The 21,461-nt window shown below is 70.3% G+C and carries 7 protein-coding genes (1 of these 7 running past the window's edge); all 7 read right to left on the reverse strand.

What is annotated here, in order from left to right; translation table 11 throughout:
• Positions 1 to 16,914, reverse strand: the start of a protein-coding gene (locus KIH74_RS14680; protein ID WP_214156474.1) for a WXG100-like domain-containing protein. 16,950 nt of this gene lie to the left of the window's left edge; 16,914 of the gene's 33,864 nt are visible here — the first part of the coding sequence; its start codon is at positions 16,912 to 16,914; its stop codon lies beyond the left edge, outside the window.
• A gap of 3 nt (positions 16,915 to 16,917) precedes the next feature.
• The gene (locus tag KIH74_RS14685) at positions 16,918 to 17,238 is read right to left on the reverse strand and encodes a hypothetical protein (RefSeq protein WP_214156475.1); all 321 of its coding nucleotides are present in this window, start codon (positions 17,236 to 17,238) and stop codon (positions 16,918 to 16,920) included.
• The gene (locus KIH74_RS14690) at positions 17,231 to 17,659 is read right to left on the reverse strand and encodes a YbaB/EbfC family nucleoid-associated protein (RefSeq protein WP_214156476.1); all 429 of its coding nucleotides are present in this window, start codon (positions 17,657 to 17,659) and stop codon (positions 17,231 to 17,233) included. Before KIH74_RS14690 ends, KIH74_RS14685 begins: the two co-directional genes overlap by 8 nt.
• 48 nt (positions 17,660 to 17,707) lie before the next feature.
• Positions 17,708 to 20,254, reverse strand: a complete 2,547-nt coding sequence (locus tag KIH74_RS14695; protein WP_214156477.1) for an autotransporter outer membrane beta-barrel domain-containing protein — start codon at positions 20,252 to 20,254, stop codon at positions 17,708 to 17,710.
• Positions 20,255 to 20,303: 49 nt separating this feature from the next.
• Positions 20,304 to 20,684 (reverse strand): hypothetical protein, encoded by a 381-nt coding sequence (locus KIH74_RS14700; RefSeq protein ID WP_214156478.1) that lies wholly within the window; start codon positions 20,682 to 20,684, stop codon positions 20,304 to 20,306.
• 89 nt (positions 20,685 to 20,773) lie between these two features.
• The gene (locus KIH74_RS14705; RefSeq protein ID WP_214156479.1) at positions 20,774 to 21,067 is read right to left on the reverse strand and encodes a hypothetical protein; all 294 of its coding nucleotides are present in this window, start codon (positions 21,065 to 21,067) and stop codon (positions 20,774 to 20,776) included.
• Positions 21,068 to 21,120: 53 nt separating this feature from the next.
• The gene (locus KIH74_RS14710; protein ID WP_214156480.1) at positions 21,121 to 21,420 is read right to left on the reverse strand and encodes a hypothetical protein; all 300 of its coding nucleotides are present in this window, start codon (positions 21,418 to 21,420) and stop codon (positions 21,121 to 21,123) included.
• Between the last annotated feature and the right edge of the window lie 41 nt (positions 21,421 to 21,461).

Here is a 21,461-nt window from a genome sequence, read left to right on the forward strand (position 1 = left end):
CCCCTCCCGCAGCGCGGTGCGGATGACCGGCGCGGAAATGCCCTGCCCGAAGGATGTCTCGGCCGACACGACGTTCTCGGCCTCCCCGCCCTTCTCGACGGTCCGCTCGGTCCCGATCAGGAACGGGCGCACGCGAGGCCGGCCGTCCGGGTCCGAGGGGTCGGCCGGCTCGGTCGGGTTGAGCAGCACGGCATCGGCCAGCCGGAGCTTGAGATTCTGGTGGTGCAGCGTGTTGCCGAGCAGTCCGCGCACGGTCACCGCGGGCATGCTCAGGCCCTGGGCCTGGAGAAGGGGCGGGACGTTGGCCGACAGAATCTCTTCCGCCGAGGCCATGTGCAGCTGATGGTCGATCTGTAGCCCTTGCGGCACCCTCCGGTTTCCGGTGGCCGATCCGGTCAGGCCGGCTCGCAGGAACGCCGGGATCAGCCGGGTGCCGGCGAGCCAAGACTGTTCCGGCACCTGACCTTTCAGGTCCAGGAACTTCCGGTTCGGGTTCTCCGGGTCGGTCACCCGGTAGGGGTTGCGGGCAACGGTGGACGGCGTGGGGGTGGCGAGATCGACCGGCGTGTGCAGAGTCACGGTGTCCGTGGCCGAACCGTAGGAGGTCCAGCCGGAGGGCGAGTGGTGAGCCAGAGGACCGGCCACCGCCTCCACGCCCGCCCCGCCGTGGATGGTGACCTGGAGCTCCACCTCCCAGACGATCTCGTGCGTGCTGCGCAGCGCCTTCTTCGCCTTCGGCTTGACCCGGCGGTTCTGCTTGTCCGAGGTGTTCGCCGACCGGGACAGGCCGCTCTCGGTCGTGCGGCCGGCGCTGCCGCCGATGCCCGGGCGGTTGCTCGTCAGCACCGTGCCGGAGGCGGTGACGCCGCCGGCCCAGGAGGACGACTGGCCGCGGCCGGAGCCCTCGTCGTGCCGGGACCCGTACTGCATGAAGTTGTCCAGAGACGCGGCCACCTCGCTGGTCGGCCCGAGGGCCTGGCCGATCCTGGCACCGACCTTGAACACGAGGGTGCGGCGCAGCGGGGTGTTCCGGATGTTCTCGGTCACGGTCAGGGCGATCCTGGCGCCCAGTGCACTGCCGATCCGGGCGCGTACCGCCCGGGCCCCCAGACCGTTCTCCAGCGAGACCATCGCACCGGTGGGGGCGTCCAGCCAGGCCGTGTCGGTGTACCCGGAGAACCCGCTACGGGTCAGGAGATCCTTGGCCAGCCTCAGCGGTTTGCCTGCGTCACCGAAGCCGACCACCTCCGAAAGCCCGAGCACGTGGCCGTCATTCACGAAGGACGCCGGGAGCAGGTTCGGTTCGGGCGTCGGCGTTGCGGCGTCCGGATCAGTGTCCGGGTGGGCGTCCGGATTGACGTCCGGATTGACGTCCGGATTGACGTCCGGGGCAGCTTCTGGAGCGGTCTCCGGGTTTGCGGCGACGGGTTCGGCCGGGGCTGCGCCGGCTTGCCCGGCCTCAACGACCGCGGCGGTCGGGACCGCCGGGGCTGCCGGGGCTGCCGGGGTGATGGGCGGCAGGTGCAGGGCGTCGGCGCTGGTCGCGTCGATCAGGTACTGCACACCCCGCTCGATGATCACGAAACGTGAGCGCCGGGCCAGGCCGCCGCGGCCGCCACCGGTCTGGCCCCATGTGTAGTCGATGATCTCGAACATCAGGTCGCCCCGGTACAACCGGTGCGCCCCCAGGGCACGACCGGTGCGGCGCACGGCACCGGAGATGTTGTCACCGGTCACGGAGTCCTGGCGGAAACCTCTGCGGTACTGCGCGTTCGGTGCCACCGTGACGCTGGACAGTGCTCCGGCGTCCACCGATGCGCGGAACACGCCACCCAGGCCGAACGCGGCCTCCCCGGCCAGTGCCTGCTTGCTCTGGTGGTCCAGGCGAACGGCCGACTCGTTGACGTCGTCGGCGGTTCCGGCGGAGGTCTCCAGCAGGGCGTCACCACGGTGACGCAGGTGCACGCGAATCCGCCCGGCGGCGTGCAGATCCCGGATCAGGCCGGGCGTCACCAGTTCGGAGACGGCCGCGCCGCTGTCGCTCAGCATCAGCTCCAGGTTGCTGTAGAGCGATTCCGGGCTGGCCACCGCCTCTGCCACCTGGAGCCTGCGGTTTCGGGTGCCGACGTCGCCCAGACTCTCCAGCACGGCCGCCTCGACCGCTCCCAGGCCCAGCATGCTGACCGGGATCACCTGGTTGCCGCGGCCACCGAAACGGATGGCCTGGGCCAGGAACTGGTCGACCTGCGCGTCGTCCGGGTGGGTGACGCGCCCGAGGCCGTCCGGGTTCTCGGCCGGGGACTTCGTCAGCATCTCCTCGGAGACCGCCACCCGCACCTCCCCGTCCAGCCGGGTGGCCGGGGGCTGCTGCCGCACCCCGTCGATCTCGACGCTGACGTCGTAGCTGACGCCGAAGGTCAGCAGCTGGGTGGGGCTCTTGAACTTCCAGCGCCGGTTGGACTTCACCGCCTGGCCGGCCGTCTCGGTCTGCTGATCGGTGTACGACACACTGCCCCCGGCCACCGGGGTGATGGCCCGCAGCGGTCCCTTACCGGTGCCGAACAGCGACGGAACGTCGAGGCTGCCACGCACCACCGAACCCAGGGTGCGCTTCACGTCCAGCTTGGTCGAGTTCTTCCACGAGACATCCACGGTGGCATCGTGTTCGGTGGACTGCGGCATGCTCTCGATGAACCGGCCCAGCGTGGGATCCACCACGATGCGCACGCCCCGCCCGCCCAGTGCCAGGTCCAGCGACAACCGGGACGGCAGACCGTGCTGCATGCGGGTGAGCACCGCCGGGGCGGAGAACATCTGGTTCACCTGGCTCCGGAACGAGTTGCGTTCCGCCACCGTGCTGCGGCTCCACTCCGCCGCCAGCCGCTCCTGCACCTGCCGTTCGATCTCCGGCATGATCTTCTCGGCACCCGGCACCAGGTCGACGCCGCCGTGACCGATGGCCTGTCCCGTCACCAGACCGTCCGGCAGATAACGGGTCTCGCCGTTACGGATGGTCACGGAGGCGCTCGCGTTGTGCCGGCGGACGGCCCGCACAGGATCATCGCTGTGCGGCACCACCTGCGTCCCGGCCGCTGGAGCCTGTTCGGAGGGGTGCCGGACCGCCTCCTCGAACCGTGCCACCTCGTTCTCCGGAACGGCGAGATACACGGTGACGTTCTCGTGCACCGGGTCGATCGGTGTGGAGGCGTCGAGTGCGACCGTGACGCGCATGGTCGCACGCAGGAACACGACCGGGCCGGCGTACTCCGACACCGCCTTCGATCCCGCGTTGTTGCCCGTCGACACCGACACCGGCCGGGTGGTGCCCAGGCCGACCAGGTTCCCGGAGACCGTGGTGGAGGAGTAGGTGCCCAGACCGGTGCGGCCGGTGCCGTCGTACCCGGTCTGCCAGGTGCCCTGGAGCCCGAGGCTCAGGTCCGCGGTGGACGAGATGCCGTGCTTGGCCTCCATCTTGACGGACGACCCGGCGTCCTGCCGCAGCGTGCTCTTCGGCACCGAGAACACCCGCTGCACGTCGGACAGGCCGGCGGTGACCTCCAGCGAAACACCCCCGAAGACCGGCAGCACCCGCGACATCAGCCGCCCGCCGGTCATGAAACCGGCATTCAGCAGCAGGTTCTCGTTGTTGAGGAAGGCATCCAGCTGTCGCAGGGTTCCGGCATCGGCCCCGGTCAGCCGCGATCGCACGGCCGCGGCCAGACGGCCGGCATTCAGCGACTCGACGATGTGGAACACCTCGTGCAGGGGCGAGCGGACGCTGCTCATCCCCTCCGGCACCGAGATCACCGGGTGGATCTGGGTGGGCAACGGACGGGTCGCGGCGTCGGTCTCGGTGTCGGCGGCGGTCTCGGTGTCGGCGTCGGTGTCGGCAGGGGTCTCGGTGTCGGCGGCGGTCTCGGGCATCCGGACCACCTCGTCGTTGAACCGGGCCCAGACCCGGCCCGACCCCACGGTGTGCTCCAGAGGCGCGGCTGACGTGGCGGCATCGTTCAGCACGAGTTTCAGCCGGGCCAGGGCCAGGAACTCGGTACTGCCGATGAGACCCTTGATGTTGCGCGAGATCTCGGTTCCGGAACCGCTGACCCCTTCGAGCGACTCCTGCTCGTTCATCCGCACGGAGGCCGGGATCCCGGCGGTGCGCAGGGTCGCACCCACGCCGAGCGACAGCGCGTTGGTCGCCATCACCCCGCCGGAGCGCTGGGTGGTCAGCCCGGCGCTCCGGTCGCCCTGCGAGGTCTGGTAGCGCACGTCGTAGGCGATCTGCCGGTCCTCGATGCTCTCGCTCCCGGGCGCCTTCTCCAGGGGCACGCCGCCCAGCAGGTCCACAGCCAGACGGGCCTCGTAGGAACGGTTCCCGACCCGGATCCGGCCGGGGAGCGGCACACCACCGCGCATCAGAGTGGTCGCACCGGGAACCGAGATCTCTCGTCCCAGAACGGTTTCCACCGCCTCCAGCTGCGACGGAGTGAGCGGCTGGCCGATCCGCCGGGCGACCGCCGCGGCCACCTGGTCCGGGCGGGTGAAGTTCTGGGCGTGCAGGATCTTCCCGCTGCCGAGATCACCCTCCAGGGTGTAGACGGGCAGCACCGGACGGCGCTCGGCGATCTGCTGTCCCGGCGATCGGGCCACGCCGTCCCAGCCGTCGAGGACCGTCCTGACGGCCTGATCGGCCGCGGCCCGGTGGGCGTCCAGCACGGCGGCCGAGAACGCCGTCAGGGCGTCGTTTCCGGTGATCGCGAGGCCGTCGAGATCGCGCGCGGCCTGCCGGATCACCGCGCCGGTCACCCGGTTTCCCGCGGCGGTGACCGCGGCGAGGATCCGGGCCTCGACCCGGTCGAGCACGGCGGGCCAGGTGGTGCCGTCAGGCGCCGGAGAGCGGAAGAGGACGACGAGGGCATCGACACGGGCCCGGCCGATCGCCTCGGTGCCGGGAGGCGGAACCGGCAGGTCGACGGGGCCACGGGGCTCGGTGGCCGGTGCGAAAACCATTGCCGCGGCGGTTGTGACGGCATCGGCCGGACCGCCGGGTTCGGACGTCTCGGGGATGATCGGCAGGTTCTGCCGTCGCGGGTCCAGGACCCGCATCTCGTGGTTCTCGGTGACGACCTGCGCATCGGGGGACGTCGACCAGTGCGTCCACTCGACCGCAGCCGCCGGGTCGGCGGGATCGACCAGGCCGGCCGGATCGGTCACGGCGGCCGAATCGGTCACAGCGGCTGGATCGGTCACAGCGGCTGGATCGGTCACGGCAGCCGGATCGGTCACGCCCGGCCGGCCAGTGGCCTCCGGGGCGGGCCCGATGACCGGGGCCGCCGCCCTGCGCACAGCCGGGTTGGGCACGAACTCCACCGCCCCACGACGGCCGTGCCCGGCCACGGTGGGGTGGGGCCTGGTCATCCGCAGTGCGCCCCGCACCACGCCGCCCTCGTCCACGACGTAGCGGAACCCGGCCGTCGAGGCGGTCACCGTCGACAGGACGTCGGCCAGCCCCGGATGCGCCGGCGCCGGAGGGCTGAACACCCTGAGGTTGTGCGGGGACCGCTCCCGCAGCGCGGCCCAGCTGCGTCGCGAACGGGCCTCCTCGTGCAGGACGGCCGGAATCTCGACCTCGACCGCGGTGTGCCGGGCCATCGCGACCAGATCGGCCGGGGTCTCGACGGCCGACACGAACGGGTCGGCCCGGTGCGGCAGTTCGGCCTTGCCGGTACGCCGGCCGGACCGGCGGGTCAGTACCCGGTGGGAACCGCCCGGTGCGCCGTCCAGCGCCCGCCTGAAGGTGCCGGCCAGACGGTCCTTCCACGACCTGGGCCCCGGTCCGTCCGGAGCGGTCGCGTTCTTCACCCGGACCACCCGCCCGGCCCGGCCGGTGCGAGGCCACCCGGCCGGACCACCGTGGTCGGGGTCGTTGACCGTGGAGACGTTCTTGATCCCCCTGGTCGTGCGGGGCAGCACCGGCCCGGCCTTCGGCAGAACCGGACGGGCCTTCGGCAGCATCCGTTCGGCGGGGGTTTCGGGCCGCACCGGTGCCACCGCCCGCACGGGGTCGGCCGACGCCGGGGCGCCCTCGGCCGGTTCGGTCTCCTCCGGAATGGTGGGCAGGCCACCGTTCCCGATGCCGCGCCGCCGGGCGGGCCGGGTCGCCCCGTCGCCGTCACCGGCCGTCGGTGCGTCGGGCGTCGGCGCATCGGACGTCGGCGGGGCCTCCTGCCGGTTGGTGGTCTCGGCCGGGACTCCCGGATCGGCCGCGTCCGCACCCGGCTGCGATCCGCCGTCCGTCGCCGGAAGATTCTCCGTTCCGGACGCTTCAGCGGGCCCGGTGGGGGGCAGCACCGTCCTGCTCGTGGTGGCGGGCGGCGCGGACTCGTCCATGACGAGCGGGCTGGGCGCGTCCGTCGCGGGCGGTACGGGGGCGTCCGTCGCGGGCGGTACAGACACATCCGTGACAGGCGGCACCATCGCGTCAGTGACAGGCGGCACCACCGCGTCCGTGACAGGCGATACCACCGCGTCCGTGGCGGGCGGCACCACCGCGTCCGTGGCGGGCCGTCCCCGCTCGACCGCCTCCTCGGCCACCCGCTGGGCAGCGTCCGGATCACCGTCCAGCAGCGCGTGCGCCACCCGGATCAGGGCACCGTCGAGAGCCGTTCCCGGAGCCTGGGCCAGCTCGTCCCACCGCTCCTGCGGGAACCGGGTCAGGGCGTCGCGCATCAGGCCGTCGTACCGTTCGGTCTCGACCTTGCTGAGGCGCCTGTCGCCCAGGTCCGCGATCTGTGGCCAGGCGGTGACCGGTCGTTCCGTCGTCCCCATCTGGATCGGTGCGACCACCCAGACCTTCCCCTTCGGGCCGGTCACCTCCATCACGGCGGTGGCCTGCACCACGAAACCGGGCAGTCCGGGCTTGGCCTCGGTGCTGAACGGCTGCCCGTACCGCAGTACCTCGCGGCGCTGACTGCCGAGCATGGAGATCTCGCCCCGGGTGAGGGTCTGCCCGGTCACCGGCAGCGAGAATCCACTGCGCTGGTGGGTGTCGATGGCGAAACTCGGCCCCAGGGCCAGGGAACGACCACGGGACGACGAACTGGTGTTCGTCACGCTGTCGTTGGACACCTCGATCCCGTCGATGGCGATGTCCTTGCGTTCCTCCACCGCCCAGGCCTCGTGCAGCGTCATGACGATCGAGGTGCCGTCCGTGCCGGAGCGGTTCAGGAACGCGGCGGTGCCGGCCCGTTCGGCCTTCACCTGCTCGCCGTTGCGCAGGAACTGGTTGAGCCGGATCAGTTGCCCCTCACCGAAATCACTGGAAGACGGCGTGATCCGGCGCATCCAGTCCGGGGAGACCTGGTTCAGGGCCCGGGCCAGCTCCGGCATCCCGCCGAACTGGTAGATCTCCACGGGGCGTTTCGGCAGCCAGCGCCGGCCCTCCAGCCGGGAGGTCAGCTCCGGGTCCGGGTCCATGGTGATCCGGGTCTCGCCGGGCGTGGCGACCGGGCGAGGCAGCAGCGGGGATTCCTTGAGCAGCACCGGATCCACCGGCACGGGACCGGCCTGCGTCGGGACGTCGCTGCCCTCCGGGCGGGTCTCCGACTCGGCGAACCGCAGGGCCACGTCGACGTCGACCCGGACCCGGCCGTTCTTCTCGTCGTCCGAAAGCTTTTTCAGACGGCCTTCTTCCAGGGCGACGGCGTCAGCCGTCGACATGGTGCCCGCGGCCGTGGCCGCCATACCGATCATCCCGGCCCACAGCCACGGGATCACCAGGAAGAGCTTCTGGGCCACCAGCACCGCGGTGCCCTGGATCAGCAGTGCCTCGATGGCGAGCCAGTCCGGCTCGACCGTCGCCTCCATCACGTACTCGTAGCGCACCCAGAACTCGGCGCTGTTCATGGTGCGTTCCCAGGTGCGCAGTTCCCGGGTGGAGCTCTGCGCGTGGCCGACGTCGCTGCGCACCGACTCGTTCAGGGTCGGGCTGATCGTCTGCGACGGCAGCAGGGCGTCACTCGTGACGCCCAGATTCTGTGTGCGGGTGGAGGTCTGGGCCATCCGTGTGGCCCCGGGCACCTCCAGCGACGCGCCGTTGCCGGTGATGTGCGAGAACACGTTGTCCAGGCCGGAACCCTTGCCGGCCCGGCGGCCGCGCACCTGCTCCAGCTCGCCCAGGTTCTTGGGCCGGGCCGAGATCCGGATCCGCACCCGGGCCGGACCGCGCGCCGACCGGTACGGGACGTTGAACGTGACGGCACCGTCCGGGCCGGCGTTGACGGCCTCCTTCAGACCGAAAGAGGTGGTCTGCTCGTTGATCCGGGTCAGGGCCGTCGGCGAGTAGGTGGCCGAACCCACCGTCGTCAGCCCGGGGGCCACTCGTTCCACCAGGTCGCGCAGGGCCCGCCCGGCCGGTGCCGAACCGGGCGCCGTGATCGCCTCGGTGACCTTGCCGAAGCCGATCTGCCCGCCGCTGCTGATGAAACGGCTCGGCAGGCGCAGGTTCTGCGGCGTCGCCGGCGGCACTGTCGCACCGCTGTCCCGCACCGCCTTCAGCAGAGCCGGATGATTGTGCATGTCGTGATCCATGAAGATCATTTCCATGCCGTCCGGCACCTCGACGGCCAGCGACCGCCGCGACTGCCCGGCCCCGAGCAGGCCGGCCGCCTCCTGCCGATGGCCGTACTCGGCCTCGATCACGAAGACGACCTTCCCCTTGCCCCGGTAGGCCTCGAACTCGTCCTGGCTGGTCACCCGGAAGGAGCTGCTGTTGTTGCCGACCGTCGTGCTCTGCGTGTCGGCGCGCCCGAAGGTGTACTGGCCGGTGGTGCGGTTGCCGTCGCCGGCCCGCCCGGCCAGCCCCAGACCGATCTGCCCACCCAGCATCGTGCTGGTGGTGTGGGCGTGGCTCGTGGTCGCCTGGGCCCAGCGCTCGCCGTCCATCACCTCCACCTTCGGATTCGCCCGGAAATCGGTGACATAGCCCCGGATACGCAGCCGCACGGTCCGCTCGGTCCCCACGCCACCGGGCCCGCGCAACCCCTCGACCACGTACTCGTCGTTGAAGATCCGCAGCACACCGGCGCGCAGTGCCTCCGGAGACGTGGCCAGGCTGCCGAACTCGGCGGCGGACGAGGCACCGTTCGACATCGGCTCACCGACCGCGGCCGTCACCAGGGCCTGTCCCGCGCCTCCGACCAGCACACCGGCCCAGCTGTTCAGGAACGGCTGGTACACGCGCTGATTCAGGTACTCCGACCAGCTCTGCCCGGTCTGCGGCAGCACCGGTGTGTCCGCGGGCGCGCCCAGCAGCTGGAACAGTGCCGCCTGAACCGCCTGGCTGCCCTCGAGCCGCTCGATGATCGCGGTCTCCGGCAGGCGCATCCCGCCCAGCCGGGTGCCGTCGCCGGAGCGCGCCGCCGCCAGCATCCGCCGGTCGTTCTCGGTGACCTCTCGCACCGTCAGCGGTGCACGGCGCGGTTCGGTGCTCGGCTCGGCACCGGTGCGGGCGGTCGGGACGGCCAGCGTCACCGTGCCGTCGACCGGGTCGATGGACCTGGCCGGCCCGTGCGAGTCGATCAGGTCGATGGACAGCGTGATCGGCACGCGGAAGATCTCCGAGCCCTGCGACGTCGGGCTGAGCGCGTAATACTCGTGACCGGTGCCGATTCCGGCCAGGGTGGTGGTCGACGTGCCCCCGCGCACACTGCCCTGCGGCAGCACCTCCAGGCCGTGCCGGGTCGGGCCGCCGGCCACACCGACGCTCCAGTTGAACGGGCTGAAGGTCTGCTGCTCCTCGCCGGCCAGGGTGGAACCCATGAAGTTCAGTGTCTGGGTCCTGGGAGCGTGATACGCGTGCTCGACGCCGGTCTCGGGGTCGTTCGCGTCCGGGTACCGCCGCTCCACCCGGACCCGGACCGCCATCCGGCGCACCTGCCCGTGGTGAATCCTCTCGAACCAGGCCGTGTCACCACCCTCCAGAGCGGCTCCCAGCCCGGCCACCTGCGCGGCCTGCCCGACGATCTGCTGCAACTTGCGCAGGTTCAGCAGCTGCATGGTGACCGCGGCGTCCGGGCCGGCGAGCCGGCGAGCCGGCCCGCGCGTGGTGATCACCGGCGCCCTCGACGGGTCGGGCAGGAAACCCTCGTCCCGCAGTACCTTTTCGAGGGCAACGAAGCCGGTCAGCGGTGGCGTCTGGGGGACGTCCGTGGTTACGGCAGTGGCCGCGGCCCCGGTTTCGGGGACGCCCGGGGTTCCGGTCGCGGGATCGGATTCGGGGACGCCGCCGGCACCGGTTCCGGATCCGGCGACGGCTTCCGCCTCGGTTGCGGGCCCGGTTGCGTTTTCGGTCGCGGCCCCGGTCGCCTCATCGCTCGCGTTATCGGTCGCGGGCCCGGTTGGGTTTTCGGTCGCGGGCTCGGTCACGGGCTCCGCCTCGGTAGCGGCTGCCGTCACGGCGCCGGTCGCGGCTGCCGTCCCGGTCGAGGTCGCGGCTCCGCCCGCTTCCACCGCAGCGGTGGCAGGTGCGTCCAGCGTCAGCGCGAGCGGGGTGACGGACAGGCCGATGGTGCGCAGGTGCAGCAGATCGGCCGGCAGGTAACGGGTTTCCTTCGGCGTCTGATGCAGACCGCTGCGCATCGGCACCACCAGATGCACCGGGTAGGTGGTGCCGGCCAGGGCCAGCGGACTACCCTCGACCGGGGCGATCTCCCGCCCGTCGGCCAGTCGCAGACGCATCGTGACCCGGATGTTTCCCCGCGCCCGGGGCAGGTTGCCCGCGTGCCGCACCGATACCACGTCGCGGAAGGTCCCTCCCGCCGTGGAGGTCACTGCGGCCTGGCGCTGTGCCCCCGCGCTGACGGCCAGCCGGCCGTCCACGTCCGCGCCCGGCGCACTGGCGAAACCGAACTCCGCCGTCAGGTTAAGGCCGATGGCGGAACTGATCGTGGCCGTGTTCTGGGTCCGTACCGAACGCAACCGGTACGACTCGATCACCGAGTTCACCAGGGCTGGCCCGTTGGCCTCCAAGGTGCCGACCAGCTCGGCCGACATCTCGACGAACCCGATGGCGGAACCACTCCCGTCGTTCAGCAGCGGCAGCGTCACCACGTTGCCGCCCATCATCAGCGGCAGGTTGGCCCGCAGGTCCCCCTCGGACAGGGCGCTCTTCAGGTCGTCCAGCACATCCTCACGCAGGTTCGTCAGATACGGCGCGAAGGAGGTGAGGAAGTCGTCGTACAGCTGCTGATGGTTCGGAACCGACTCGACGCCGAACAACGGCATCACGGCGAGGTCTTCGGGTGTGGGGATCTCGGCCGGGTCGGCGGATGCGTCGCCGTTCTCCGGGCGCACGGCCTGATTCTGCCCGATCCAGGCGGTGAGCGGCTCGTCCCCGAGATCGTTGATCGGCTGCCAGTTCCGGTCCTCGGCCGGGACCGAGTCGTCCACCGGTCCCTCCAGCTCCAGCATGTGCCAGGCCATGGTGAAGCCGATGCGCTCGTGCGGCTGCCGGTTACGCATGATGGTGAACGCCTGCACGCTGATGCCGGTCGTGGTGCCGTAGGTGCTCTGGTTGTGGGTGAACTCGACCCGGGGCGTGAGGCCGATCTGGAGCAGCGGGAACCGGTGGAACACCGGCACGGTTCCGCTGTACTGCACCCGCCCGCTGCGGAAGTTGGTGGACGACATGGTGTTCCCGGCCTCGCCGATGCCGAACTGCCACCGCTGGCTCTGCACCGGGAGGTTCCCGCCGAGCCGGTCGATCCCGTCCGGGAGCTGCCGCGGCTCGCTCAGGGACAGCCGCAGCACGATGGTCGGGCCGGACGGCAGCTTCAGGACCAGACCCCGTCCGAGCACACGGGCCCACTCGGCGGAGATCCGCCGGCCGGTGACCGTCTGCCCCACCCAGGCCCGCAGCGCGTCGTCCTGGCCCCGGCCGCGTTCGCCCGTGGTGATGATGCGTGCCTGGAGCCCCCTGACCACGGAGTCCGGCACCGGGGCGAAATGCAACAGCGGATGGGCGTTGTCTTGCGTCGTACCGAGCTGGTTCACCAGGTCGCTGAGGATCAGCACCGGATCGGCGGCGACCGCCGGCGGGTCGATGACCGCGGACGGGGTGACGGCCTGCGCCGTGGCCCCACTCGCTCCCGCGCCCGGGCTCTGTGCCGGGGCCTGCGCCGGAGTCTGTGCCGGCGCCCCTCCACGGGCCCGCAGGCGTCCTCCCGAGTGCAGGTTGAGCACCTGCCAGGCCATCGCCCGGCTGTTGCGCGGTGCCGCATCGCCCGCCTCGATCCGGCGCATCAGATCGCGCACCCGGGTCACGTCGAGCGGCGGCAGAACGTCTTCCGGCATCACCCGCCGCAACTGGAGATTGACGTCGTTCAGCACGTCCTCGGGTCGCAGCGGCGATCCGGACGACCCGGCCACCGGCTGGGGCTGCGCGGCACGAACGGAACCGCCCGGGCCGACGCCGGAATCGGAGTCGTCGTCCGAATTGAGATCCGCGTCGGAATCGTTGCGCCGGCCGGCGGCGAAGCTGAGACCACCGGTGAGGCCGTCGTCGCCCACCCCCACGTCCAGAGCGTCGTCGCTCCCGTCCACCCCGGCCGCCGGACCGTCTCCTCGCTGCGGGCGACGCAAGGTCAGGTCATTGGTCCGGTTCTCCAGAGCGGTCTGGGTGAGGTCCATCCGGAACAGGTGGGCACCGCTCTCCCGCCGGAGCTCGGACTCCAGGGAGGCGACGTGGTCACCGCCCATCCCCACGTACCGCGTGCCGTTCCGGATCGCCGCCCGGGTGGTCGCCAGCATCGAGAGGTCACGCCAGGCCTCGAACATCCTGCGGTCGTCCGGCTCGCGCTCCAGCGCGGTGCGCTCGTTCTGTCCCAGGTCGTCGTCCTTGGCCGCACGGGCGCGCATGGCCTGCACGAACGTCGTCCCGAAAGATTCCAGCCGGGGCAGGAACTCGCTGGTGAAGGCGTTCTCGCCGATGGCTTCGCGGTGCCGTTGCAGGCTCTCCCGCAGGCCGCCGTCCGGCGTCAGGCCGGCCATGAAACCGTTGAGCACCGGGGCGGTCTCGGTCGCGACCTGCCGCAGGATCGTCTTGGTGCGGCGCACCCCGCTCCGGCCCGGCAGCCGGTCCCGCGTGCTGGGCTGGGTCTCGCCCGCGTAGGCCCAGGCCACTCGGAGCATGCGCTGCCAGGCCACGTCAGCGTACGCGGTGTCCCGGCCCGGCGCCAGGCCGTTCGTCCGGATCGCCTGCAACACGTCGCTGACGGCCACACCCAGCTTGGGGTAGAGAGATTCGCCACCGTGACGCCGGATCTGGGCGTCGGACAGCTCTCCGAGGAAGGGCTGCCACAGGTGCTGACTCATCTGCCGGAAGGCCCGGCGGGTGGCCGGGTTCCCGCTCAGGTCGTCCTTGGGGAACAGCTCGTAGACGAAACTGTCCGACCCGACCGTCCGCAGGATCTGCGGGAGGGTGGCCCGGGTGTGGTCCTCGCCGATGATGTTGGTGCCGGCCGGCTCGAAGCTCACCCAGGTCCGCTGGGCCACGTCGGTCTGTCCCGGGGTGAGCGGGAGGTTGCCCAGGTAATCGGTGCGGCCCGCGGCATGGTCGCGGAACTCCTGCAACGACGAGTACAGGTGCAGCATGCCGTCGGCGGCCTTGTCCCGCTGCTCCGGCGTCGCCCCGCGCCCGTCCCAGGTGTCCCCGGCGATCCGGACACCGCCGCCCCGGCCCGGGCCCCCGGTGGTGGGGGCCCCGGCCCGCAGGCGCAGTCCTCCCCCCAGATGCAGGTTCACCACCTCGTGGGCCATGTCACCGATGTTGTGCACCGGCGTGCTGACCTGCGTCATCAGGTCCTTGACCCGGTCGGCGTCGAGTCCCGCGTCGACCGCCGAGCTGCCCTGCGCGACTTTGGGATACTCGGACCTCACCGCGTTCAGCACGTCGGGCAGGGGGAAACGCCGCTCGAACTCCTGACGAGCCGTCTCGTCCGAGGTCGCCGCGGACGACGCCGCCACCGCTTCGGGACCCGACCTGCCGGATTCCTCCACGCCCGAGCCGACCTCCGGTACGGACGCCCCCGTGAGCGTCCGTACCGGCACGACGTTGTCGGTCGTGGCATCGGCAAGGCGGTCGGCCGACACCGGTACAGAGACCGGCCGGGGACGACCCGTCACCGGGAACCTCATCCAGGCGACGCCCCGCCGCACACTGCCGGGGATGAGCGAACGGTCGACCCGGGCGATTACTTCGGTACCGAAGTCGGTCACCGCCCGCTGAACGAGAGGAAGGGGAACCGGCTTGCTCTCGTCGAGCACCAGGGATTCGCCTACGGCGACATCTCCGGGCCGTAGACCTTCCAGCTCGTCCAGATGCACGATCCGCGAGTTCTCGGTCACGGTGGCCGGCAGGTCCGCGAGCGAGGACGTGGTCGCCGACGTCCCGGACCTCTCCGCCCGAGGCCGGTCCGCGGGCTCCGAAGCACCCTGCCCAGGAGAGGCGGAAGAGCTGGAAGAAGCTCTGCCACCTCCTTCGGCTGCTGTGGAACCTGTTGCAGCATTATCGGTTCCGATGGAAACCGGACCGGCGTTCCCTCGGAGGGAGGTACCGGTGGCGGCCGGTAGTTCGGTGGTGGACGTGACCTGCTTCGGCCCCGCTGTACCGGGGAGCGAGGCACCCGGAGTGTTCCGCGTGACAGGGTTCACGCCGGTACCAGCCGGATTCGGGTTTCCCGTAGCCGTTTTCGCCTCGCCCGGGGCAGTGCTGATGGCAGTGCTAGTGACACCTGCGCCGGTGTTGGGCCGGACAGGAGTCGACGGGTTTGCGGTGCTGGACGAGTTGGCGCCTGCCGTGGCAGGGGTCGCGGTGCCAGATCCAGTGTTTCCGGCTCGGACGGAAGTTTCGCTCCCCGGCGAGGTGTTCGCGTTCGGCCCGCTCGGTGTTCCCGTGACGGGTACCGAGGTGCGGGACGTCGTGGCCGCGATCCCGTCGCTCGCCGGGGTGGTCGTGGAGCCGTTCCGCTCCGGCCGCATGCCCCCGGCGACGGAGGCCGCCCGTCCGTCGGCGTCCGCGGCTCCGCCGGTGTTGCCGGTCGTGTTTCCGGCGACGTTCCCGCCCGGGCCGACGCCGGCGCCGCTCGGCCTCGTCACCAGCGGGGTGCTCGTCCCCGTGGTGTCAGTGGTGTCAGCGGACCTGGCACCGGTCCCGGTTGAAGAGAGCGTCTCGGCGGCCTGCTCCGGACGCGCGGTACTTCCGAAGTCGAGACCCTCCAGGTCGTCATAGGAGGTGAGGTCGATCAGGGGGGTGTCGTCCTGGTCCAGTCCGAGCAGGTCGGCGACGGCCGGCCCGTCCGTCGCGGAAGTGCCCGACCCGGCCGGTGACGTCACGGAGGCCGAGGACCCGCCGGAAGACGAGGCCGCGCCCGCAGAACCGGCGCCGATCTGGTGACCTGGGGTCGAGGCTCCCCCGGCTCCGGCACCCACGGTTGCCCCCGAAACACCCGAAACACCCGAGCCGTTCGGGGCGGTTGCCGTGCCCGCAGCGCCGGAGATGTCCCCGTCCCCGGAGACGTTCGCGGTGCCCGAGACACCCGCGCCCGAGACACTGGTGGCCGCGACCGCCCCCGTGGCGGCGGTCAGCCCCGTGACGGAACCGATTCCGTCGTTCCCGGCTATCTGCACCGTGCCGGCACCGAGATCCAGATCCGGATCACCGGTCCCGTCCGTGGGCGCCCGGAAGTCGTTGGCAGCCGCCGAACTCAGCAGGGGAACGTTCTGGGCCGGATCGACGAAGTTGCGAGCCGCGCGGCCGGTGAGCGCGCCGTCACCGTCGCCGATGCCCCGGTCGCCGGCGTTCCCCTTGATCAGCCCACCGATGCCGGTACCGAGACTGCCGGCCAGACTGGAGGCCGCACCGGAGCTGAACGAGTACCAGTTCCAGGCGAATTCCTCGCCCTGGAGCACCAGCAGAATGCCCTCGGTGAAGGCCTCGTGCGCACCCTCCTCGGCGAAGTCCACGACCGCCTTGACCGTGGCAGCCGACAGCGCGACGCGCAGCGGCCCCTCGATCGCCCGGTAGAACGAATTGGAGATGCGCTCGGCCGTCGCCCGCAGTCCGGCGGCGCTGAAAGAGCTGATGTTGCTGGACACCGCAGTCGCGACGGCGTTCTTCAGTACGGTGTAGTCGGACTTCTTGAGGCTGTTGCCCAGAAGCTTCTTCAGCCCGTCGTTGATGGCGTTCGTCACCGCGTGCCCGAGCGCCGAGAACGCCGGGGCCAGCGCGCCGCCCAGCGCGCCGACCTCGGCGGCCTGCCGGGTCAGGTTGCCGTCCCAGTGCTTTCGGTGTCCCTCGATCCGCTGGATGGTCTGGACGATGACGTCCATGGCCACCTGGAGACCTATCCCGACCAGCTGGGCCTGGGCGATGGCCAGAAACAGCCGTCCCCACCAGGTCTTCAGCAGGTAGGCGACGATGCGCATCCGCATCAGCGCCCAGACCAGGCTGGCCCCGCCGGTCAGCACCGCGACCTTGATCGCCCAGGCGATCTCGATGATCAACTCGATCAGCGTAAGGATCGAGATCAGCTTGATGTACTCGACCATGAGCGAGACTTTCTCCAGAAAGTCCGCCAGGTCCTCGAACTGCCCTGCGGCGGTCGGAAGATAGCTCGGTCCGCTCACATACGGCTCGACGGCCTCGATGAACTTGGTGGAGGCCTTGCCGGAGAAGTTGGACCGGATGAAGTTGATGACCTCGATCAGTTCCGGCCCGAGCACCTGCCGGACGTCGGTCGCGGCATCACGCCAGGCCTGCGCCAGCACGCGCAGGTCGTCCTCGTTCGCACTGGGCCACTGCTCCCCGGTGAGAACACGGAACAGTCCCCGGACTTCTTCCGGTACCGACAAGGCCATGACTCAGGTCGCCCGTCCCCCGGCCACGCCGGTAGCGGTGGTGTTCGTTCCGTCGAGAATGCTTGCCACGTCCTTGGTCTGGCCGCTGTGCCCCGACACCAGCTGGCCCACGTCGTCCATGAAACGCAGCGACGCTTCGGCCGCCGGCACGTAGTTCGCGGTCAGGGTCTGCCCGAACTCGTCGGTGTTCTCGATCACGACCGCCTCGTGGGCGGTGCGCAGCCGGGCGGTGATGCCGGTGGCCACCCGCTGGAGGTACTTGAGCCGTTGTGCACCTCGGGCCACTGCCTCCGGGTCGCCGGAGAAGACGTCGTCGTCAGGCACGATCGCCCTCGTTCCGCCGGCGGCCCAGGTTCATCTCAGGGAAAAGCGGTTCGTCCCCGGCACGGAGCGCCTCGCTGAGCATCTGGTCGAGGTCGACGCCACCGCCCATCACACCGCCGAGGCTCGACGGGACGAACTCCATGAAGGCGGCCATGCTCTTGCGGGTCGCCTCTTCGTGTGCGGCCCGGGCGGTTTCGACGATCTTGGCACACAGGTCGGGCGCCGCGAGCTTCTGCCAGCGGGTGCCGGACAGTTTCAGCCCGGTCAGCTGTCCCTGGCCGTCGATGGTGACGGTGATCATCCGGTCGCGCGAGGTGGTGGTGCTGGTGACGGCGGCCACCTGGGCGCCGGCCCGGCCGATCAGATCGCGCTGCTCGCGCAGCTCGGCTGCCGCCTGCTCCAGCTCTTCCGGTGATGACATTGCTTCTCCTCACAGTAATTTGGGACGACGATGAGATCGTTCAGCGGTTCAGCCCGCCGACGGGGAACCAGCCGTTGCCCCGCTCTCGCCGGTGCCCTCGGCACCCGAGGGCGCCCGGTCCGGAGTGGGCCGGGGACGGGTGGTGGGACGCTGCCAGCGGGAGACCCGGCTGGGCACGAAACCCTCTTCCTCCTCGAACTCGTCGTCGTCGGGCCGGCCGATCACCCCGGACCCGGCGGCTGCGTTCGTCCCCCAGATCTTTTCGTCCTCCGACAGCCAGGTCTGGCGTTCGCGTTCCTCCGGCTTGTTGCCGGCACCGGCACCCGCCCCGCCCATCATCGGGGGGAAGAAAGGCACGCCCGACGACCCGCTGGAGTCATCCGAGCTCTTGGAAGTCGTCGTGCCACCGGTTGTTCCGTTGGCACCGGACAGGCCGTTGGTGCCGCTCGCCGAGCCGGTCGGACCGGAGACCTGCGAAGGCAGATCGGTGAGACCACCCGCACCGCTACCACCGAGACCGGACGTCCCACCGCCCAGACCGTCCAGCCCGTTCAGGCCACCCGTTCCACTGACCGGGTCGCCGAACGGATTGCCACTGCCCGAACCCAGTCCCGAGCCCAGTCCGCTTCCGGACCCGAGACCGGAGCCCGAGCCGAGACCGCTTCCCGACCCGAGCCCGGACCCCGAGCCGACACCTGCCCCGGAGTCCAGCCCACTGCCGGAACCGAGACCGGAACCGAGGCCCGACCCGAGCCCGCCGTCCGCGTCGATCGTCCCCGGGTCGGTGCCCGACCCCGAGCCCAACCCGGACCCCAGACCGGAGCCCAGACCCGAGCCGGTTCCGCCGTCCGCATCCGTCGTCCCGGGCAGAGAGCCGAGACCGCTGGAGGCGGTGAGTCCTTCGGTGGTCCCGTCGGCGGTGCCGTCGTCGAGCACACCCGAGTCGGGCAGGCTGGTGCCGGACACGGTGCCGGTGCCGGCCCCGGAGTCCGCCGAGCCCAGGCCCAGGTCGTCGTTGCCGATGCTCGACGCGGTGCTGCCGTCGGCCTCGGTGAAGGCGTCGTCGGATCCGAGCGCGGTCGAGCTGCCGGTGGCGCCGCTGCCCGTTCCACCGGCACCGGTGCCGGTGGTGGCGAACAGGCCCGATCCGGTGCCCGCCGTCCCGTCCGCCGTCCCCGCACCGCCGTCCGCGCTGGTCAGATCATCGAGCGAGCCGGCCGAGGGATCGCCGGAGGCCAGGCCGCTCGTGGTGCCGTTCGCGCTCCCGGAACCGCTCGTGCCGATGTCGTCCAGCCCCAGACCGTCCGCCGTCGCCGCCGCGCCGCTGTCGGGCAGGCTGCTGCCCGAGGTTCCGCCTGCCCCGGTGCCGGAGCCGGTTCCGCCGGTGTCGTCGAGTCCCAGGTCGTCGCCGGTCGCGGAGGCCCCGCTGTCCGGCAGACCGCTCCCCGAGCCGGTGCCCAAGCCGGAACCGCTTCCGCCGGTGTCGTCGAGGTTGAGATCGTCGTTGGCGGAACCGTTCCCGTTGCTGCCGCCGGTGTTCAGGTCGTCGTTCGACCCGCCGGTGTTCAGGTCGTTGTTGGAACCGCCGGTGTTCAGGTCGTCGGTGTTCAGGTTGTTGTCATCGGTGTCCGGTTGCGGTGCGGTCTGTTTCACCGGTGTGGTGATCGCGATCATCGAGCTGGTGGCCAGTTTGTAGGCCTCGGCAAGGGAGGCGATGGCGCTCTGGGCGGTCGTGTCGATGGCCGCCTTCAGATTGTTCAGCAGGGTGTTGCTGATGTCGTCGTTGATCGCCTGCCAGGTGCTGGCCGCGCGCAGGTCGCCCCGCGGGTAGGACGCCATCACGTTGTCGATGTGCTGCTTGGCCTCCTCGATCCGGTCACCACCCATCGCCAGGGCGTCGAGCTGGTAGTTGGCTGTCCCCTTGACCAGCCCGTTCCGTACCAGGTGGTTGTAGATGTTGTTGATCTCGGTGGTCATGAAATTCCCGGGCCACGACGCGATCAGCGACGAGAACTGCGACCACTGGCTGGCCATCGTGGTGTTGAAGGTGGTCAGGGCAGTGGCGGCCTCGCCGACCGCGACGTGGATGGGACGTCCGTGCCGGCTGGTGATCTGCTCGTAGATGTCTTGCAGGCCGTTGCCGTTCTGTTCCAGCCGCCACTGGATCAGGAAGGCCGCCTTGCCCTTGAACTGCGAGTCGTCCGAGTCCACCCGCTGCGCCCACCCGCTGGTGCCGGCGTGGACGGCCTGGGCCCACTGGGACATCCACTGGATCTGTGCGGCGGTGTCGGCCAGTGTCTGCTGGTCCATGGTGCCGAACCGGCCCCGGCTCATGTCGGCGGTGACCGTGTCCAGGGTACTGATGGCCTCCCGCCAGGCGTTCTGGGCCTCGGTGTTGACGTTGGCCCCGTAGTAGTACTTGTCCCAGGCGTGATAGTTGATGCCGTCGCTGGCGCTGGGACTGGAGCTGAAGTTGAACCAGGTGGCCTTCGCCGGGGTGTGCAGGTCGGCACCGGCATCGGTGACGGCGGCGATGGCCTGCTCGAAGGTCCATTCCGACCAGTTCTCGTTGTCCGGAATGCTGACGTCGGGCACCGGTTCTCCTTCGGAAGTGCTCGGTGGGATGAGGTTGACGGAGCTGAGGTCAGCTGGTGGTGCCGGCCACATCCGGGTAGTTCTGCGAGAACTTCGACGCCTCGTAGGTGGCCAGGTTGTCGGTGTCCTGGAAGATGTCCGAGGCGTTCTTCAGCGCCGTCAGGAACGCCCGCACCTCGGTCTCGGTCAGGGTGTACTGCTGCTGGGCCGAGGCACCGAAAACTCCCGCCTGGGTGGCGAACTGCTTGGCTATCGTCCACGACTGCGAGCCCGGGCGGATGGCCGTGGCCAGATTCGCGTCGAGCTTCAGATCGACCGAGGGACCGAGCAGCTGGGGCGTGGTGTTGAGCACTTCGTCCACGTCACTGAGATAGGCCATCAGCGCGTCGTACTCGGCCTTACTGAACTGGAAGTTCCTGGTATCAGGCATGAATACTCCCTGGGTCTTCGTCCTGACTGGGATGGCCCGGGGCGCGGGCCGGCCACCCGCGCCCCGGAGATTCCGACGGAGCGGACAGGTCAGCCCGTGATGGCTCGGGCGGTATCCCGGTTCCCCGTCTTGAAGGTCTCGCCGACGGCGACGGAGTTGTTGGTGTGAATATTGAGGTCGTTCTGGATCTCGATGTAGGCCGCGGTCCACTCCTTGGCCAGGCCCTCCCAGATCGGGGTCGCCAGACCGCTGGTGGCGACGCCGATGTTGGCCAGGGTCTGGCCCAGGTCGGACATCTCCTGGTCCATCTTCTGCACGCTGGCGCGAAGCGAGAGGTTCACGTCGTCGTAGTTGCCGGTGAAGATCATGAAACTGTCGGGCACGGCGCTACTCTTTTCTCTCGATGGAAAGGTCAGAAGGCTGAGATGAAGCTGGATCAGGCCAGGCCGGCTGCGGTGGAGTTGGTGCTGATGTTGATGTTCCGCAGGTTCTTGGCCTTCTCGTTCAGGGCACTGAGAGCGTTGTTGACGCGCAGGAAATCGGTCGACCAGTCGCTGAGCTTGCCGGTGAGGGTGGTGCCCGAGGTCGACTGGTTGGCCTGGCCGAGGTCGCTGGTGGTGGCGTTGACCTGGGTGTTGACCACCTGCAACTGGTCGATCGCCTCCTGGGTCTCGGTGATGATGGCGTTCAGCATCTCCAGGGTCATTCCATAGGTCTGGCCGGTGTTTTCGGGCATTCTCTTCCTCCGAGTAGATGTGTGATGCGTGGTGCGGGATG

Source organism: Kineosporia corallincola (assembly GCF_018499875.1).
GTDB lineage: Bacteria > Actinomycetota > Actinomycetes > Actinomycetales > Kineosporiaceae > Kineosporia > Kineosporia corallincola.

Bases quoted from the DNA above. Each gene is read 5' to 3' on its own strand.
- KIH74_RS14690 (WP_214156476.1), bottom strand. From the start codon at position 17,659: ATGTCATCACCGGAAGAGCTGGAGCAGGCGGCAGCCGAGCTGCGCGAG.
- KIH74_RS14710 (WP_214156480.1), bottom strand. From the start codon at position 21,420: ATGCCCGAAAACACCGGCCAGACCTATGGAATGACCCTGGAGATGCTG.
- KIH74_RS14700 (WP_214156478.1), bottom strand. From the start codon at position 20,684: ATGCCTGATACCAGGAACTTCCAGTTCAGTAAGGCCGAGTACGACGCG.